Source organism: Mesorhizobium sp. WSM4935 (assembly GCF_029625735.1).
In the GTDB taxonomy this organism is placed as follows: Bacteria; Pseudomonadota; Alphaproteobacteria; order Rhizobiales; family Rhizobiaceae; genus Mesorhizobium.
The window spans coordinates 1-15,013 of the sequence record NZ_JARTVR010000026.1 but is presented as its reverse complement, the minus strand read 5'-3'; the positions used below and the strand labels follow the sequence as shown (position 1 = coordinate 15,013).

Sequence of the window (15,013 nt, the reverse complement as noted above, 5' to 3'; positions counted from 1 at the left end):
TGCTACGGATCAATGCGTGTCCGACCCCACATACGCAATCCGCAGCATATTGGTCGAGCCTGGCGTCCTCAGCGGCACGCCGGCCGTGATGATGACGCGATCGCCGGGCTTGCCGAAACCTTCCTCCAGCGCGATGCGGCAAGCGCGGTCGACCATGTCGTCGAGGTCGGTCGCGTCCTCCGAGACGACGCAATGCGTGCCCCATAAGAGCGACAGCCGGCGCGCAGTGTTGAGGATCGGCGACAGCGCCACGATCGGCACCTGCGGTCGCTCTCGCGCGGCGCGCAAGCCGGTGGTGCCGGACGCGGTGTAGGAGATGATGGCTGACAGTTTCAGCGTCTCGGCGATCTCGCGTGCGGCGAGCGAAATGGCATCGGCCCCGGTGGCTTCGGGCTCCGAGCGCTGGGCGTTGATGATACCGGCATAGGTTGGGTCGGTTTCGACCTTGGTGGCGATGCGGTTCATCATGCTGACCGCCTCGACCGGATAGGCGCCGGCCGCGGATTCGGCGGAGAGCATGATTGCGTCCGCGCCTTCGAAGACGGCGATCGACACGTCGGAGACCTCGGCCCGGGTCGGCACGGGCGCGGTGATCATCGATTCCAGCATCTGCGTGGCGATCACCACCGGCTTGCCGGCGCGGCGCGCCGCGCGGGTGATCTGCTTCTGGATGCCAGGCACGGCCTCGACCGGCATCTCGACGCCGAGATCGCCGCGGGCGACCATCAGCGCGTCGGAGAGCTCGATGATTTCGGCGAGCCGCGCCACCGCCTGCGGCTTCTCGATCTTGGCCATGATCAGCGCGCGGCCGCGCGCGATCTTGCGCGCCTCGGCCAGATCCTCCGGCCGCTGCACGAAGGACAGCGCCACCCAGTCGACGCCGGCGGCGAGCACCGCGTCGAGATCGGCGCGGTCCTTCTCGGTCAAGGCGCCGACCGGCAGGTCGGTGTCGGGCAGGCTGACGCCCTTCTTGTCGGAAATTCCCGAGCCGGCGACGACCGTGCAGGTGATCGACTTGCCGTCGGCCTTCACCGCCTTCAGCTCCAGCTTGCCGTCGTCGATCAAAAGTCGGTGACCGGCTTCGACCGAGCTCAGGATTTCCGGATGCGGCAGGTACACACGTTTGGACGTGCCGGGTTCGGGATTGTCGTCGAGCGTGAAGCTCTGGCCGACAGCCAGCGCTTCCTTGACGTTGGCGAATTTGCCGACCCTGAGCTTCGGCCCCTGCAGGTCGGCGAGGATGCCGATCGGCCGGCCGACGGCGGCTTCGACCGTGCGGATGCGCCCGACCAGCGTGCGCATAAGCTCGTGGTCGGTATGGCTCATATTGATGCGGAAGACATCGGCGCCGGCTTCGAAAAGCTTCCTCAGCATTTCCTCGGAAGAGGAAGCCGGACCGATGGTGGCGAGGATCTTGACCTTGCGGTTACGTCTCATTGACTGTTTGTTCCCGGAGCGGGGGCCGCTGCTGGCGCGCCTCCCGTTGCGGGCTCGTCGGTCAGCTGGACCATCCAGCTGGCCTGCTCGCCCGTGTCATATTCCTGAAATCCGGCGCGCTGGAAGCCCCGGGCGACGCAATCATTCACGCCGGCGATCTTGAACTCTTTTTCGGCGACGCACATGTTGATCGGGCCGTCCCAGCGCCCGCCGCGTTCGGCGTCTTCTGCATAAAGATAATAAAACCTTGATGACAGCGGACCCTCGATCAGCGTCTTGCAGGTCGATCCTTCGATGTGCCACCAACCCTCGGTGATCCAGCCGGCCTTGGCACGATAGCCGATGCCGACGCCCACCAGATTTTGCGTTGCGTTGCAAACGCGGAAGTCGGCCCGGGCCGGCGAGGTCGCGGCTATAGCGAAAAATCCCGCGCCGACGATCAGCAACGGCACGGCCAGGCGCTTGCGCAACCGGCCGGCAAAACCCATCGCAGATCCCCTTGCGAACCACATTTGCATCTCTCGAAGCCCCTTTTCAGCAAACTCCGGTCGCATGTCAACGCGCCGTTTTGTTCAATTCCAATCGATTTAGAAGGGCCCGGCGCGCAACTTCACGTCCCATCGGGGATTCTTTGCAGAAACCTTGGCCAAACAACGGCATTGCGCCGACGTCCTCTTCGTGGAATGACGATACCACATCGCAGCCGCCATCCCCTTTTCAGCCGATGACCCGATCCACAGTTTTCACGCCGTTCGACATTGTCGAGGGCGACCGCAAGAAAGGCGTCGTGCTTCTGGCCGACCATGCCCGCCGCGATCTGCCGGAGGAGTATGACAGCCTGGGTTTGCCGGCGTCCGAATTCGATCGCCACATTGCTTATGACATCGGCGTCGAGACGGTGACGCGCGAGCTCGCGGCAGCGCTCGACGCGCCCGCCGTGCTGGCCGGCTTCTCGCGGCTGTTGATCGACCCCAACCGGGGCGAGGATGACCCGACCATGATCCGTCAGCTCTATGACGGAACCGTGGTACCGGGAAACTATCCGATGGCGGCCGAGGAGCGGGAGAAGCGGCTCGACCGCTTCTATCGGCCCTATCACGACGCCGTCGGCGCCATGATCGCCTCCGTCGCTCACGCCTCGGGCAAGGCGCCGCTCATCTTCTCGGTGCATTCCTTCACGCCGGTCATGCAGGGTTTTGTCCGACCCTGGCATGTCGGCGTCCTGTGGGACCGCGACGACCGCGTCGCGCGGCCGCTGATCGACATGCTGGCCGAAGACAAAAGCATCGTCGTCGGCGACAACGAGCCCTATGACGGCGCACTGCGCGGCGACACCATGTTCCGCCACGCCATCGTCAACGGCTACGCGCATGCGCTGATCGAGATCCGCCAGGACCTGATCGCCGACCGTGCCGGCGCCCTCGCCTGGGCCGAGCGGCTGGCGCCGATCGTTGACGCCATCGACCGGCGCCCCGATATACATCAGGTGAAGATGTTCGGCTCGCGCACCGGACCGGTATGACGAGACCGACAGCCGGGAGTTCCCCAATGACCGAACTCGACGACGACCAGAAACGCGATTTCGAGGCAGCCGCCTTCCGCCGGCTGGTGGCGCATTTGCGCGAACGCGGCGACGTCCAGAACATCGACCTGATGAACCTCGCCGGCTTCTGCCGCAACTGCCTGTCCAATTGGTACCGCGAAGCCGCCGAGGCCGAAGGCGTCGCGCTGTCGAAGGACGAGTCGCGCGAGATCATCTACGGTATGCCCTATGCCGAATGGCAGGCGCTGAACCAGACCGAGGCCTCGGAAGCCAAGAAGGCCGAGTTCGAGGCGAAGCGGCCGAAGGATCATTAGCGCTGTCGAAAGCCTTCGCGACTTCGTCATTCCAGGGCGGAGCAAGGAGCGAAGCGACGCGCGCAGACCCTGGAATCCATGCCGTTACGGCTGTCGAAGAGCGCAGCGGTCCAGAAAGAGGATCATACCGATGGCGCTGCGGCGCGCCAATGCCTGCACCGCAGCAGCGCTCGGAAGTCACGGAATGGATCCTCGGGTCTGCGCGCGTCGCTTCGCTCCTTGCTCCGCCCGTGGATGACGAAAGAAGGGGCGTCTCGACTAATCTCCAAAAGTGGGGCCGGCCCATTCCTCACAAGTTTGCCCGCGCCTTGGTCCAAGCACTTCTCCAATGCGGTCCTTGACTGGCAATTGAATCGATCTAATTTGCCGCCCGAAATCCACCGGCGCACCGGGTTCGAAGAATGACCTTGCAAACCACGATGCAGGCCGCGACGCGCGGCCGCTGGGCCGTCGCCGGCATTTTCCTCGCCAATGGTTTTTTGACCGGGAGCTGGGCGCCGCAGATCCCGGTGTTCCTCACCAGGCTCGACATCACCCGATTCACGCTCGGCCTGCTGATCCTCCTGTTCGGCGTCGGTGCCGTGATCTCCATGACCTGGTGCGGCCATCTCATTTCCAGGCATGGCTCGCGCACCGTGACGCGTTGGTTCGGCGTCTGCGGCAGCTTCGGCCTGCTGATCGTGGCGCTCGCGCCCAACGTTCCCCTGGCGGCCATCGCCATGCTCATCTTCGGCGGCTCGATAGGCGGCATGGATGTCGCGATGAACTCGAATGCTGTGGTGGTGGAAAGAAGACTTTCGCGGGCGATCATGTCGTCCTCGCACGGCTTCTGGAGCCTTGGCGGCTTCGCCGGCGGCGCGCTCGGCGGCTACTCGATCCAGAACTACGGCTATCTTCCCCATGCCGTCGCGGTGACGGTGATCGCCTTTGCCGTGATCGCCTTTGCCATTCGCCATCTCGTCGCCGAGGACCGGCCGCAGGCCGTCGAGCACCAGAAATTCACGCTGCCGCGGCACGCGGCCGTCTATCTGGTCGGGCTGATGGCGCTGCTCACCATGATCTCGGAAGGCGCGGTGCTCGACTGGGCGGCGCTCTTCCTGCATCAGGAGCTGGGCGCCGATCTCGCGGTCGCCGGCCTCGCCTATGCCGCCTTCTCCGGCGTCATGGCGCTGATGCGTTTCCTGGGAGACGGCGTGCGCAACCGCTTCGGCGCCGTGGCGACCTTGCGCGGCTCGGCGCTGGTGGCCGCGGCCGGCATGCTGGTCGCCGGTCTTTCGCCGTCGCCCTATCTTGCGATCGCCGCCTTCGCTTTCTGCGGCTTCGGCATCGCGAACATGGTGCCGATCATCTTTTCGGCCGGCGGCAACCAGGAAGGCATGTCGTCGGGCACCGGCATGAGCGTCGTCACCACGATGGGCTATTCCGGCATATTGGTGGCGCCGTCCGCGATCGGCTTCGTCGCCGAGCATTCGAGCTTCGGGCCGATCTTCGTCGCGCTGTCCGGGCTGCTGGTCATCGTGTTCCTGATGGCCGGGCTTGCTCACCGGGCCGAATTCGCTCCCGAACCTGTGCCGGCCGAATAGCGCTTCAGCTCCTCATGCAGGAAATCCGCCACGCGGCGGATGCGCATGCTCGTGCGCACGTCGCGATGCATGGCGAGCCAGACCGGCAGGTTCGGCAAAGGCACGCCGGGCAACAGCTTTTCCAGGTCCGGATCGCGGTCGGCCAGCGGCTCCTGGCCGATGCCGATGCCGTTGCCGGTCCGCACCGCCTCCCACAGCACGATCTGGTTGTCGGTCCTGAAGCGGAAATGGCTGCGGCCGACCGGAATGCCGAACGATGTGAAGCCGCGAATGATCTCGTCGCTGCGGTCGAAGCCGACCAGAGCGTGGTCGGCAAGATCGGCGGGGGTTTCCGGCCGGCCGCGCCGGTCGAGATAGGAGCGGGCGGCGCATAGGCAGAGCGGAATGTCGATGACCTTGCGCGCCACCAGTTCGTTTTGCGCCGGCCTCACCATGCGGATGGCGATGTCGGCGTCGCGGCGCAAAAGGTTCTCGACCTGGTTGGAAGCGACGATCTCGACCTCGACGCCCGGCTCTTCCTCGCCGAGACGAGCCATCATGGCCGGCAGCACAAAGGCGGCGACAACCTCCGAGGCGGCGATGCGCACCGTACCCTCGATCGCCTCGACCGAACCCATCGCCAGCAGCGAGAACGCATTGGCCTGCTCGCTGACCGCCCGCCCGCGCTCATAGAGCGTGCTGCCGGCTTCTGTCAGCTCGTAGCCGCGCCGCCCGCGCCGGAACAGCGTGACGCCGAGCGCTGCCTCCAGCTCGGCAATGTGGCGGCCAAGCGTCGGCTGGCTCGCCGCCAGCCTGCGCGCCGCGCCCGAAAGGCTGCCGGTTTCTGCGACCGCAACAAAACTCTTGATCAGGTTCCAGTCGAACTCTTTCATTCATTTTTGAATAACAAATCGCGGAAATAGGTCAATTTCAATTCGTTTGTGAGTGCATCAGATTGGCCAGGCAAACGCAAACAACGGAGAGACAGATGACCAAAATCGCAATCCTCGGCGCCAATGGCCGGCTCGGCCGTGTGGTCGGCAAAGCCTTCATCGACGCCGGCTTCGACGTCCGCGCCGTCACCCGGACCGGCAAGGTGCCGGCGGAACTGAAAGGTGCAACTGCGATTGCCGGCGACGCGCTCGACCGCGACTCCCTGATCCGCGCCACCCAAGGCGTCGACATCGTCTTCAACGGCCTGAACCCTATCTACACCGACTGGGGCAAGTGCATGCCGATGGCTGAAAACGTCATGGCCGCCTGCCGCAAAAACGGCGCGCTGCACCTCTTCCCGGGCACGGTCTACAATTACGGCTCGCCGACGCCGCAGGTGATCACGGAAGCGACGCCGTTCCACCCGACCACCGAGAAGGGCCGCATCCGCTGCGCCATGGAGGAGCTCTTCCGCGGCGAGGCCGAGGCCGGCCGGGTGCGCACCATCGTGCTCAGGGCGGGCGACTTCTTCGGCGGCACCGGTTCGGGCTCCTGGTTCGATCTCGTCGTCGCCGCCAAGATGGAGAAAGGCGTCTACACCGCGCCCGGCCCGGCCGACCTGACGCATGAGTGGGCCTACCTGCCGGACTTCGCAGTCGCCTTCGTCGGCCTGGCGAAGAACCTCGACAAAACGGGCTTCTTCGAAGCCATCAACTTCCCCGGCCACGCCATCACCGACCTCGACATGAAGGCCGCCGCCGAGAAGGCGCTCGGCCGCAAGCTGAAGCTCTCCTTCATGCCCTGGTGGGTGCTGCGCGCCGGCAGCCCGTTCGTGGCCATGTGGCGCGAGATCGTCTCGATGTCCTATTTGCGTTTCGAGGCGCATCGGCTGGTTTCGACGCGGCTGGAAGAGGTCATCGGCGAAATCCCGCACACGCCGCTCGACCAGGCGGTGAAGGAGGCCTTGCAGGATATCGGCGTCGCCGCGGAGCCGTCGCGCCTCGCCGCCTGACAAGACCGAGCAGAAATGAGCCGGCCGGGCTCAAGCCCGGCCGCAATCGTTTGGGGTCAGATCCGGCCCATCAACAAAAGGATCAGCAGCACGATCAGGATGACGCCGACGATGCCGGACGGCCCGTAGCCCCAGGAGCGCGAATGCGGCCAAGCCGGCACGGCGCCGATCAGGATCAGAATCAGGATAATTACGAGAATTGTGCCGATCGTCATGAAAAACCCTCGCCGTCTGGTTGAACTTCGAGGGAACAATGCAAAAAGCCGCCCGGTTGTTCCCGGGCGGCTTCTGATCTTTGGGGTTGCGAAACCGCTCTATTCCGCGGCTTTCGGGAAGGTGACCGCTGGTTCGGCGGCGGCTTCCTGGGCCGCCTCGCCCGTCGAGACCTCGCCCTTGCCGCGCCGGAACAGGCGGCTGAGCCAGTTGCGCCGCTGGCCGGGCTTCACCTTGGCGCGGGTGAACACCATCAGCATCGACGGCGTTACCACGAGCGTCAGCAGCGTGGCGAAGGACAGGCCGAAGACGATCGCCGAGGACAGCGATATCCACCATTGCGTCGACGGCGCGTTGATCGTCGTCTCGTGATGGAAGATTTCGAGGCCAAGGCCGAAGGCGATCGGCAGCACGCCGAGGATGGCCGACACCGCGGTCAGCACAACCGGGCGGGCGCGCTCGCGGCAGGTCTGCAGCACCGCGTCCATCTTGTCCCAGCCTTCCTCGCGCAGCCGGTCATAGGTGTCGATGAGCACGATGTTGTTGTTCACCACCACGCCGGCCAGCGCGATGACGCCGATGCCCGACATGACGATGCCGAAAGCCTCGCCTGTCAGAAGCAATCCGAGGAACACGCCGATCGTCGCCATGACCACGCAGGACAAGACAAGCCACACGCTGGTGAATTTGTTGAATTGCGCGAGCAGCACCAGGAAGATCAGGAAGATCGCCGCGCCGAAGGCCTTGCCGAGGAAGGCGCTGGCTTCCGCGCTGTCCTCGTTGGAGCCGGCGAGCTTCCAGCGGATGCCGCTGCCGAGATCCATGTCGGCGACGGCCTTGGTGACCTGTTCCTGCACCGCCGCGACCTGTGCTCCGGCGCTGACATTGGCCTGCACGACCACGGTGCGCGCGCCGTCGATGCGGTTCAGGATGCCGACGGTCGGCTCGGGCTTCCTGACGACGAAGTTGGAGATCGGCACCGACCCTTGCGAGGTCTGCACGCGCAGCTCGTCGAGCGTCGAGAGCGTGCGGCGGTCTTCCGGCAGGCGCAGCCGGATGTCGACCGCGTCGTCGGCGCCGGCCGGCCGGTACTCCGACAGCTTGAGGCCGTTGGTCACCAGCTGCACCACCGTGCCGACCGAAGTCGGGCTGATGCCGTATTGCGCCGCCTTGGCGCGGTCGACCTCGATCGCCCAGTCGACGCCGGGCGGCGGCAGGCCGTCCGAAATGTCGATGACGTTGGGTATCTTGGCGATGCGTGCCGCGACCGCGCGCGCCTTGTCGTCGAGCCCGGCCGGATCGGCGGCCGACAGCCGGATCTGGATTGGCTTGCCGGTCGGCGGGCCGGCTTCCGGCACGCGCACTTCGACATCGACGCCTGGAATGCCGGCCATCACGCCGCGCAGGTCATCAAGGATCTGGTTGGCGGATTTGCGCTCGCGCCAGTCGACGAACTCGTACTGGATCACGCCGACCACGTCTTCGGGAATGTCCTGGCCGCCGCCCTGCGTCTTGCCGACACGGGTGTAGACCGACTTCACGCCCGGCCAGCCGAGCAGCCGGTTCTCCGCCGTCTTGGTCGCGGCGTCCATTTCCGCCAGCGAGAGATTGCCGCGGGCATGCACGTAGAGCAGGCCGTAATCCGGCTCGACGCTAGGGAAGAACTCGACGCCGGCGCCATATTTCGAATAGGCGAAGCCGACGCCGACCAGAAGGCCGACGGTGAGCAGGATGACGGTGATCGGGAAGCGCACCGCTTGCTTGACGACCGCCATGTACCAGCCCTCGCGATTGCCCTCGTCATGATGCTCCGGCGCCTTGGCGAAGATCGCGCCCAAAGTCGGCGCAAAGACCAGCGCGTAGAGCATCGAGGCCGACAGAGTCACGATCAGCGTGATCGGCATATACTTCATGAAGTCGCCGATGATGCCTGGCCAGAAGAGCAGCGGCGAGAAGGCGGCGATGCGCGTCATCGTCGCCGCGATCACCGGGCCGGCCATGCGCTTGGCAGCCAAGGCGAAGGCATCCGCCTTCGGCATGCCCTCGCTCATGCGCCGTTCCGCGAATTCGGTGACGATGATGGCGTCGTCCACCAGCATGCCGACCGCCAGGATGAGGCTGAACAGCACGATCATGTTGATCGTGTAGCCCATCATGGCGAGCAGCAGGATGCCGATCAGGAAGGATGAGGGGATGGCTAAGCCGATGAGCAGCGAGGCGCGGCCCGACAGCGCATAGAGGATGACGATGAACACCAGGATGACGGCGATCATCACATGGTTCTGCAGGTCGCCGAGCAGTTGGTTGACGAAGACCGACTTGTCCTGCGTGTAGGTGACGTGCATGCCTTCGGGCATCGTCTTGATGAAATTGTCCGACACCTCCCGGACATGGGTCAGCGTGTCGATCAGATTGGCGCCGATGCGCTTCTTCACTTCGATGGCGATGGCCGGCTTGCCGTCGAGGCGGGTCACCGTCTCGGCGTCCTTGAAGGTTGAGCGGATCGTAGCGATGTCCTTGGCCTGGACCACGGCGTTCGGCGTGGCGACCACCGGCAGGTTGGCGACATCCTCGGGGGTCTCGATCAGCGACGGGACCTTGACCGCGTATTTGCCTTCCGAGCCTTCGAGATTGCCGGCCGCGACCAGGCTGTTGGAGGAAGCGACGCCCTGGATCACCTGGTCGAGCTGCAGCCCGTAGGAAGACAGCTTCACCGGGTCGACGACCACCTCGACCAAATCGTCACGCGCGCCCTGCAGCGAGCCTTCGAGCACGCCGGGCACTTCCTCGATGCGGTCGCGCAGCTCACGCGCGGCCGATGTCAGCACGCGCTCCGGCACATCGCCCGAAAGTGTCACGACCAGAACCGGGAATTCCGAAACGTTGACTTCGTTGACCGTCGGCTCCTCGGCCGCCTGCGGCAGGTCGGCCTTGGCATCCTGCACCTTGCTGCGCGTATCCTGCAGCGCCGTCGCGAGATCCGTCTGCGGCTGGAACTCGACCAGCACATAGCCGCCGCCCTGGAAGGCGGCCGAACGCATCTCCTTGAGCCCCTTGAGACTCTTGAGCTTGCTTTCCATTGGCCTGAGCAGCAGCCGCTCGGAATCCTCCGGCGAGATGCCCTGATAGATCAGGCTGACATACATCATCGGAATCGGAACGTCGGGCTCCGCTTCCTTCGGCGTCGACTGATAGGCGACCCAGCCCGCGACGAGCAGGAACAGCAGCGCCGATATGGTGAGGCGCGCATTGTTGATGGCGAGTCTGACGATATCCATGACTTCGGCCTGCTATGCTTCAAAGGCTGCGGACTGCCACCGCCGGGTTGGTCCCGGCGACGGACGCGTCTTGCTTTACTGCGTGCCGGCGGTGGCTTCGCCGATCAGCTTGTTGATGGTCGCCTGGTCGGCCTCGACGGGCTTCACCGGGTCGCCTTCCTTCACCAGCTCCTGGCCGGCGACGATGATGCGCGCATCTTCCGGAATGCCGCCCAGCACCAGGCCGTGCGGCGTGTCGTCGACCAGGTCGATCGGGAAGAACGCCACCTTGTCGTCCTTGCCGACGGCGCGGATGCCGAGGTCGCCCTTGTCGCCCAGCGTCACCACCGAGCGCGGCAGCATGACCGCATTGGTCGGCTCGGCGCTGAGCGTGATCTCGGCCGTCATGCCGGCGGGGATGGAGCCGTCGGCATTGGGGATCGCCACTTCGACGCGGAAGGTACGGGTCTGCGCCGAGGCATCGCGGCTGATGTAGCGGACCGTGCCGGTGACCTTCTGGTCGTTGACCAGGCGCACATCGGCCTTGTCGCCGATCTTGACGTAGCGCAGGTCGCGCTCGCTGATCTCGCCGCGCGCGATCACTGGGTCAAGCTTCAGGATCGTCGCCACCTCGCCGCCCTGCATCACCGAGCTGCCGAGCTCCACCGGGATGCGGTCGATGACGCCGTCGAACGGCGCCTTGACCTCGTTGCGGTCGAGCTCGGCCTGCGCGGTGTCGAGCTGCGATTGCGCGAGCGTCAGGTTCGAACGGGCGGTGTCGAGCTGGAGCTTCGGCAGGTTGCCGGTCTTGGCCAGGCGCTCGGCGGCATCGAGCTCGGCCTTGCGCTGCGCCAGGAGCTGCTTGGCGTTGTCGACGTTGGATATCTTCTCTTCGGCCGCGAGCATCAGCACCAGATCGCCGGTCTTGACGCGGTCGCCCTGCTTGACCGGCAGCTTCTCGATGACGCCGGCGACGCGTGTCGCCAGCACGGCGCGTTTGTCGGCCTCGGTCAGGCCGGAGATGCGGATGGCGCGCGCGAAGGTCTTGCGCGGCGGGGTGACCACCGCGACGGTACGCGGTGCAGCCTTGGGCTCGGCTTGCGCCGTGTTCGGCTTGGCTGCTTCCGGCTTCGCGGCATCGGGCTGCGCCGGCTTGCCCGCGTCAGCGGGCTTGTCCGCCGCGCTGCCGACGGACGAGAACTCGCCCGTCCCCATCCAGGCCGCGAAACCGATGAGCACGGCAATGGCTGCAAGCTTGTGAAACCTGATTTTCGGCATCGTCATTTTTCCGTTGCAGGACCTGGCGAGGTCGGCGCTTCCGACTCGGGCGCGCGGCCGATATGGGTGTGCGCGGGGCCTAGTTCAATTTGCCGTGATCGGCGGACGCGCGCTTCTACCTGAAAGTTGCGGCGCAATATAGTCGGAAAAGTTGCGGGAGCATTGCATCTTGGAAAGCAGTTCCTCGACAAATGCGTGCTTTTCTGCCAGCCGACTGGCGCCTTTCCGGCGCGCCGACGGGTTTCCCCAAGGTTACTGGCAGCAGCCGTCAGCATGATGCGAAAAGCCTTGCATAATCGACGCAACCGCCCGGTTGGGGCGCGCTCGCGCCCCGCTATGTTCGGGTTGAAGCTGTCAAGTGATGAGCTTGAGCAGCCGGAAGATACGCTCGAATGTCCTGCCATAAGGCGGGCGCAGCAGGCCGCCGGCGCTGAGCTTCGACTGGATGAAGATCGGCTTTTCCTTGCTGAAGGTGCGGAACCCCCATTCGCCGTGATAGGCGCCGGTGCCGCTCTCGCCGACGCCGCCGAAAGGCTGCCGTTCCTGCACCAGATGCAGCATGCAGTCATTGATCGTGACGCCGCCGGCCACCGTCTCGCGCATCACCCTTTGGCGGTTGGCGCTGTCGCTGCCGAACCAGTAGAGCGCCAGCGGCCGCTCGCCCCGGTTCACATGCTCGATGGCCTCGTCGACCGTGCCATATTCGACGATCGGCAGCACCGGCCCGAAGATCTCCTCGCGCATCAGCCGCAGATTGTCGCCCGCATTGCGCACCAGCACCGGCGCCATCTTGCGGTCGCTGACGCCGAGCGTCTCGTTCCCCGGGTTGATCTCGGTGATGTCTGCGCCGCTGTCGCGCGCCTCGGCGACCATGTCGCCCAGCCGCCGGCGGTGCCGCTCGCTGACGATCGCCGTATAGTCGGGATTGTCGCCGAGGCGCGGATAGAGCTTGGCGATTGCCGCGGCGAGCTTTGCCGCGATCGCCGCGCCTTGGCCCTGCGGGACCATGAGATAGTCGGGCGCGATGCATGTCTGGCCAGCGTTGAGTAGCTTGCCATAGGCGACACTGGCGACGGCCGCGTCGAGATCGCAGGAGGGATCGAGGATTGCCGGCGACTTGCCGCCGAGCTCGAGCGTCACCGGCGTGAGATTGGCCGCGGCGGCCAGCGCCACCTGGCGGCCGACCGCGGTCGAGCCGGTGAACAGGAGATGATCGAAAGGCAGCGATACGAACGCCTTGCCGACATCCGCGTCGCCCACCATCACGCACATCTCGTCAGGCGTGAAATGCTGCTCGACCAGACGTGCCAGAAGGTCCGAAAACTTCGGCGTCAGCTCCGACGGCTTGATCATGACGCGGTTGCCGGCCGCGAGTGCCGCGGTCGCCGGCGCGACGGCGAGCTGGAACGGGTAGTTCCAGGGCGAGACGATGCCGACGACGCCGAGCGGCTGCGGCAGGAGGCGGTTGCGTCCCGGCAGGAATGGCAGGCTGGTGGCGACGCGGCGTTCGCGCATCCAGGCGCCGAGATGCGACAGCGCATGCCTGATGCCGGTGCGCACCACGAACAATTCGGCAAGCCGCGTTTCCTGCGCCGAGCGGGCGGAAAAATCGCTGTCGATCGCAGCGCATATCTCGGCCTCGTGCTTTTCGGTGAGCGCCAGCAGGCGCTTCAGCCGATCCTTGCGCACCGCAAGCGTCGGGAACGGCTCCTTCTCGAAGGCCCTGCATTGCGCTTCAAACCTGACTCCGAGAGCGTTCTGTCTGGTATGCAGCATCGCGACCTCCCGTTTACGTTCAGGTAAGCTACATCGCCCGGACAGCCGAATCCAGCATTGCCCGGGTTCCGCTGGGGAAGATGCTGGCAGCCGGAACGGACTTGCTGACAGGTATGGAAGACCTCAAGCCCGACGTCGCGCGGATTCCGGCTTGATGCGCGCGGCGAGGAACTCCTTGACGCGACGCCCGGGCGCTGGGCCGCGCAGCGGCTTGAAGCCGTCGTCGAGCTCGCCCGAGAGATCGAGCGTGGCGCGCTGGCCGACGGCGTCGTAATTCTCTTCCAGCCAGTCGCTGGCGGCACTGCGGCCGAGGTCGCGCAGATAGGCGATGAAAGCCCATTCGGCATTGACCTTGGACGACGCGGAGAGGTCCTTGAAGGCCTCGTCGGCATCGATGCGGTGCATGCGGATGTCGCGATATTCGCCGTTCGGCAGGCGTCCGGCCGCGATCAGTTCCTTGACGAAGGCGATCGAGCGGAATTCACGCAGCAGCCCGGCGTTGAAGGTGATCTCGTCGATGCGGTTCTGGATCTCGTTGGCGCTTTTCGGCGTGCCTTCGCGCACCACCGGATTGATCTGCACCAGAAGCACGTCCTCGGTCGCCGCCGTCTTGAAGAAAGGATAGAGCGCGGGGTTGCCGCCATAGCCGCCATCCCAATAGGGCACGCCCTTGATCTCGACGGCGCGGAACAATTGCGGCAGGCAGGCCGACGCCATCACCGTGTCGAGGTCGATCTCGCCGTCGGAGAAGACGCGCTGACCTGTCTCGACATTGGTCGCCGAGATGAACAGCTCGATCGACTTGCAGGCGCGCACATTGTCGAAGTCGATCTCCTTCGCCACCACGTCGCGCAGCGGATTGAGGCCGAGCGGGTTGGCGATATAGGGCGAGAAAACCCGCGACATGGTGTCGAAGAAGACGTAGCCGGGCGTGTTCTCGATCGACCAGTTGCCCCAGACCACGTCCCAGGGCATGCGCTGCACCGGGCTGAAGCGGCCCTTCGAAGCCACCGCCCGCCAGAAATTGTCGAGCTTCTTGCGCGCGCCTTCCACGCCGCCCCGGACAAAGCCGTCGGCCAGCGCCACCGCGTTCATGGCGCCCGCGCTGGTGCCGGACACCGCCGCGATCTCCAGTCGGCCATCCTCCAGCAAACGGTCGAGCACGCCCCAGGAAAAGGCGCCATGCGAGCCGCCGCCCTGGAGCGCGATGTTGATCTTCTTCTTTTCCTCCGCCTTGCCGTTCTTCGCCATGGCGTTCCTGTCTCGATGCGCCGCCCTGCCGCCGCGTCATTTGGACGGAGCCGGCGCAGTCAGCCTATGTTGCAGTGCAGCATATAAGGGCGGACCAAGGCAAGAACACGAACACACAAGCGTGATCATGGAATTTTCCTCGCCCCACGAAGTGGGTTAGGCCATGCACACATTTACTGTGACTGGCGTGACTGATCAGGCCGAGGCTTGATTGCCACGTGGTTCCCCCAATCCGTCGCTGCTTCGCAGCGCCACCTTTCCCCCTCCGGAGGGAAAGGAAGGGAGCGTTGCTGGCCGAGCGTTGATGGCAAAAAAGCTTGGCGCCTTTCCTCTACCCCGTCGATCGGGGGAGAGCGACTATCTGGGCTGTCAAGTTGCATTTGCGAACTCGGTTCTCGCGTCGCGTGCTTTTGCGTTGAGGATGACGAGAAGTTTTC

12 protein-coding genes are annotated in these 15,013 nt (G+C 65.1%); 4 read left to right on the top strand and 8 right to left on the bottom strand.

The window, feature by feature from the left end:
* Positions 1-9 precede the first annotated feature (9 nt).
* Together pyk and P9273_RS30850 are read right to left on the bottom strand one after the other, a co-directional pair.
* Positions 10-1,437: a pyruvate kinase gene (pyk, locus tag P9273_RS30855; protein WP_278052300.1), complete on the bottom strand. Its 1,428-nt coding sequence runs from the start codon at positions 1,435-1,437 to the stop codon at positions 10-12.
* On the bottom strand, positions 1,434-1,925 hold the full coding sequence (locus P9273_RS30850) for a DUF1036 domain-containing protein (RefSeq protein WP_041000871.1): 492 nt from the start codon (positions 1,923-1,925) through the stop codon (positions 1,434-1,436). The genes pyk and P9273_RS30850 overlap by 4 nt, the downstream gene beginning before the upstream one ends.
* A 236-nt stretch (positions 1,926-2,161) precedes the next feature.
* Here P9273_RS30850 and P9273_RS30845 point away from each other — a divergent pair, with 236 nt between their 5' ends.
* The 3 genes from P9273_RS30845 (at position 2,162) to P9273_RS30835 (ending at position 4,877) form a co-directional block, all read left to right on the top strand.
* Positions 2,162-2,959, top strand: a complete 798-nt coding sequence (locus tag P9273_RS30845) for an N-formylglutamate amidohydrolase (protein ID WP_278052297.1) — start codon at positions 2,162-2,164, stop codon at positions 2,957-2,959.
* A 26-nt stretch (positions 2,960-2,985) separates the two neighbouring features.
* Complete coding sequence (locus P9273_RS30840) at positions 2,986-3,294, top strand: DUF1244 domain-containing protein (protein WP_278052296.1); 309 nt, start codon at positions 2,986-2,988, stop codon at positions 3,292-3,294.
* A 401-nt stretch (positions 3,295-3,695) separates the two neighbouring features.
* Positions 3,696-4,877, top strand: a complete 1,182-nt coding sequence (locus tag P9273_RS30835) for an MFS transporter (RefSeq protein WP_278052295.1) — start codon at positions 3,696-3,698, stop codon at positions 4,875-4,877.
* Here P9273_RS30835 and P9273_RS30830 read toward each other — a convergent pair.
* Positions 4,835-5,749 carry a LysR family transcriptional regulator gene (locus tag P9273_RS30830; RefSeq protein WP_278052294.1) on the bottom strand — a complete coding sequence of 305 codons (915 nt, stop codon included), beginning with the start codon at positions 5,747-5,749 and terminating at the stop codon, positions 4,835-4,837. The two genes, P9273_RS30835 and P9273_RS30830, sit on opposite strands and share 43 nt — an antisense overlap.
* 95 nt (positions 5,750-5,844) lie before the next feature.
* On the opposite strand from P9273_RS30830, the gene P9273_RS30825 reads away from it, so the two are divergent.
* On the top strand, positions 5,845-6,801 hold the full coding sequence (locus P9273_RS30825; protein WP_278052292.1) for an SDR family oxidoreductase: 957 nt from the start codon (positions 5,845-5,847) through the stop codon (positions 6,799-6,801).
* Between the two features lie 56 nt (positions 6,802-6,857).
* On the opposite strand, the gene P9273_RS30820 is transcribed toward P9273_RS30825, so the two are convergent.
* The 5 genes from P9273_RS30820 to P9273_RS30800 all read right to left on the bottom strand — a co-directional run bounded on the left by P9273_RS30820 (position 6,858) and on the right by P9273_RS30800 (position 14,576).
* Complete coding sequence (locus P9273_RS30820) at positions 6,858-7,016, bottom strand: DUF3309 family protein (protein WP_041000854.1); 159 nt, start codon at positions 7,014-7,016, stop codon at positions 6,858-6,860.
* A gap of 99 nt (positions 7,017-7,115) precedes the next feature.
* Positions 7,116-10,292, bottom strand: a complete 3,177-nt coding sequence (locus P9273_RS30815) for an efflux RND transporter permease subunit (RefSeq protein WP_278052289.1) — start codon at positions 10,290-10,292, stop codon at positions 7,116-7,118.
* Between the two features lie 75 nt (positions 10,293-10,367).
* Entirely contained in the window at positions 10,368-11,549 is a 1,182-nt protein-coding gene (locus tag P9273_RS30810) for an efflux RND transporter periplasmic adaptor subunit (protein ID WP_278052287.1), read from the bottom strand.
* Positions 11,550-11,903: 354 nt separating this feature from the next.
* Entirely contained in the window at positions 11,904-13,325 is a 1,422-nt protein-coding gene (locus P9273_RS30805; RefSeq protein ID WP_278052286.1) for a coniferyl aldehyde dehydrogenase, read from the bottom strand.
* A 123-nt stretch (positions 13,326-13,448) separates the two neighbouring features.
* Entirely contained in the window at positions 13,449-14,576 is a 1,128-nt protein-coding gene (locus P9273_RS30800) for a patatin-like phospholipase family protein (protein ID WP_278052285.1), read from the bottom strand.
* Positions 14,577-15,013 lie beyond the last annotated feature (437 nt).

Bases quoted from the DNA above. Each gene is read 5' to 3' on its own strand.
- pyk (WP_278052300.1), bottom strand. From the start codon at position 1,437: ATGAGACGTAACCGCAAGGTCAAGATCCTCGCCACCATCGGTCCGGCT.
- P9273_RS30850 (WP_041000871.1), bottom strand. From the start codon at position 1,925: ATGGGTTTTGCCGGCCGGTTGCGCAAGCGCCTGGCCGTGCCGTTGCTG.
- P9273_RS30845 (WP_278052297.1), top strand. From the start codon at position 2,162: ATGACCCGATCCACAGTTTTCACGCCGTTCGACATTGTCGAGGGCGAC.
- P9273_RS30840 (WP_278052296.1), top strand. From the start codon at position 2,986: ATGACCGAACTCGACGACGACCAGAAACGCGATTTCGAGGCAGCCGCC.
- P9273_RS30835 (WP_278052295.1), top strand. From the start codon at position 3,696: ATGACCTTGCAAACCACGATGCAGGCCGCGACGCGCGGCCGCTGGGCC.
- P9273_RS30830 (WP_278052294.1), bottom strand. From the start codon at position 5,749: ATGAAAGAGTTCGACTGGAACCTGATCAAGAGTTTTGTTGCGGTCGCA.
- P9273_RS30825 (WP_278052292.1), top strand. From the start codon at position 5,845: ATGACCAAAATCGCAATCCTCGGCGCCAATGGCCGGCTCGGCCGTGTG.
- P9273_RS30820 (WP_041000854.1), bottom strand. From the start codon at position 7,016: ATGACGATCGGCACAATTCTCGTAATTATCCTGATTCTGATCCTGATC.
- P9273_RS30815 (WP_278052289.1), bottom strand. From the start codon at position 10,292: ATGGATATCGTCAGACTCGCCATCAACAATGCGCGCCTCACCATATCG.
- P9273_RS30810 (WP_278052287.1), bottom strand. From the start codon at position 11,549: ATGCCGAAAATCAGGTTTCACAAGCTTGCAGCCATTGCCGTGCTCATC.
- P9273_RS30805 (WP_278052286.1), bottom strand. From the start codon at position 13,325: ATGCTGCATACCAGACAGAACGCTCTCGGAGTCAGGTTTGAAGCGCAA.
- P9273_RS30800 (WP_278052285.1), bottom strand. From the start codon at position 14,576: ATGGCGAAGAACGGCAAGGCGGAGGAAAAGAAGAAGATCAACATCGCG.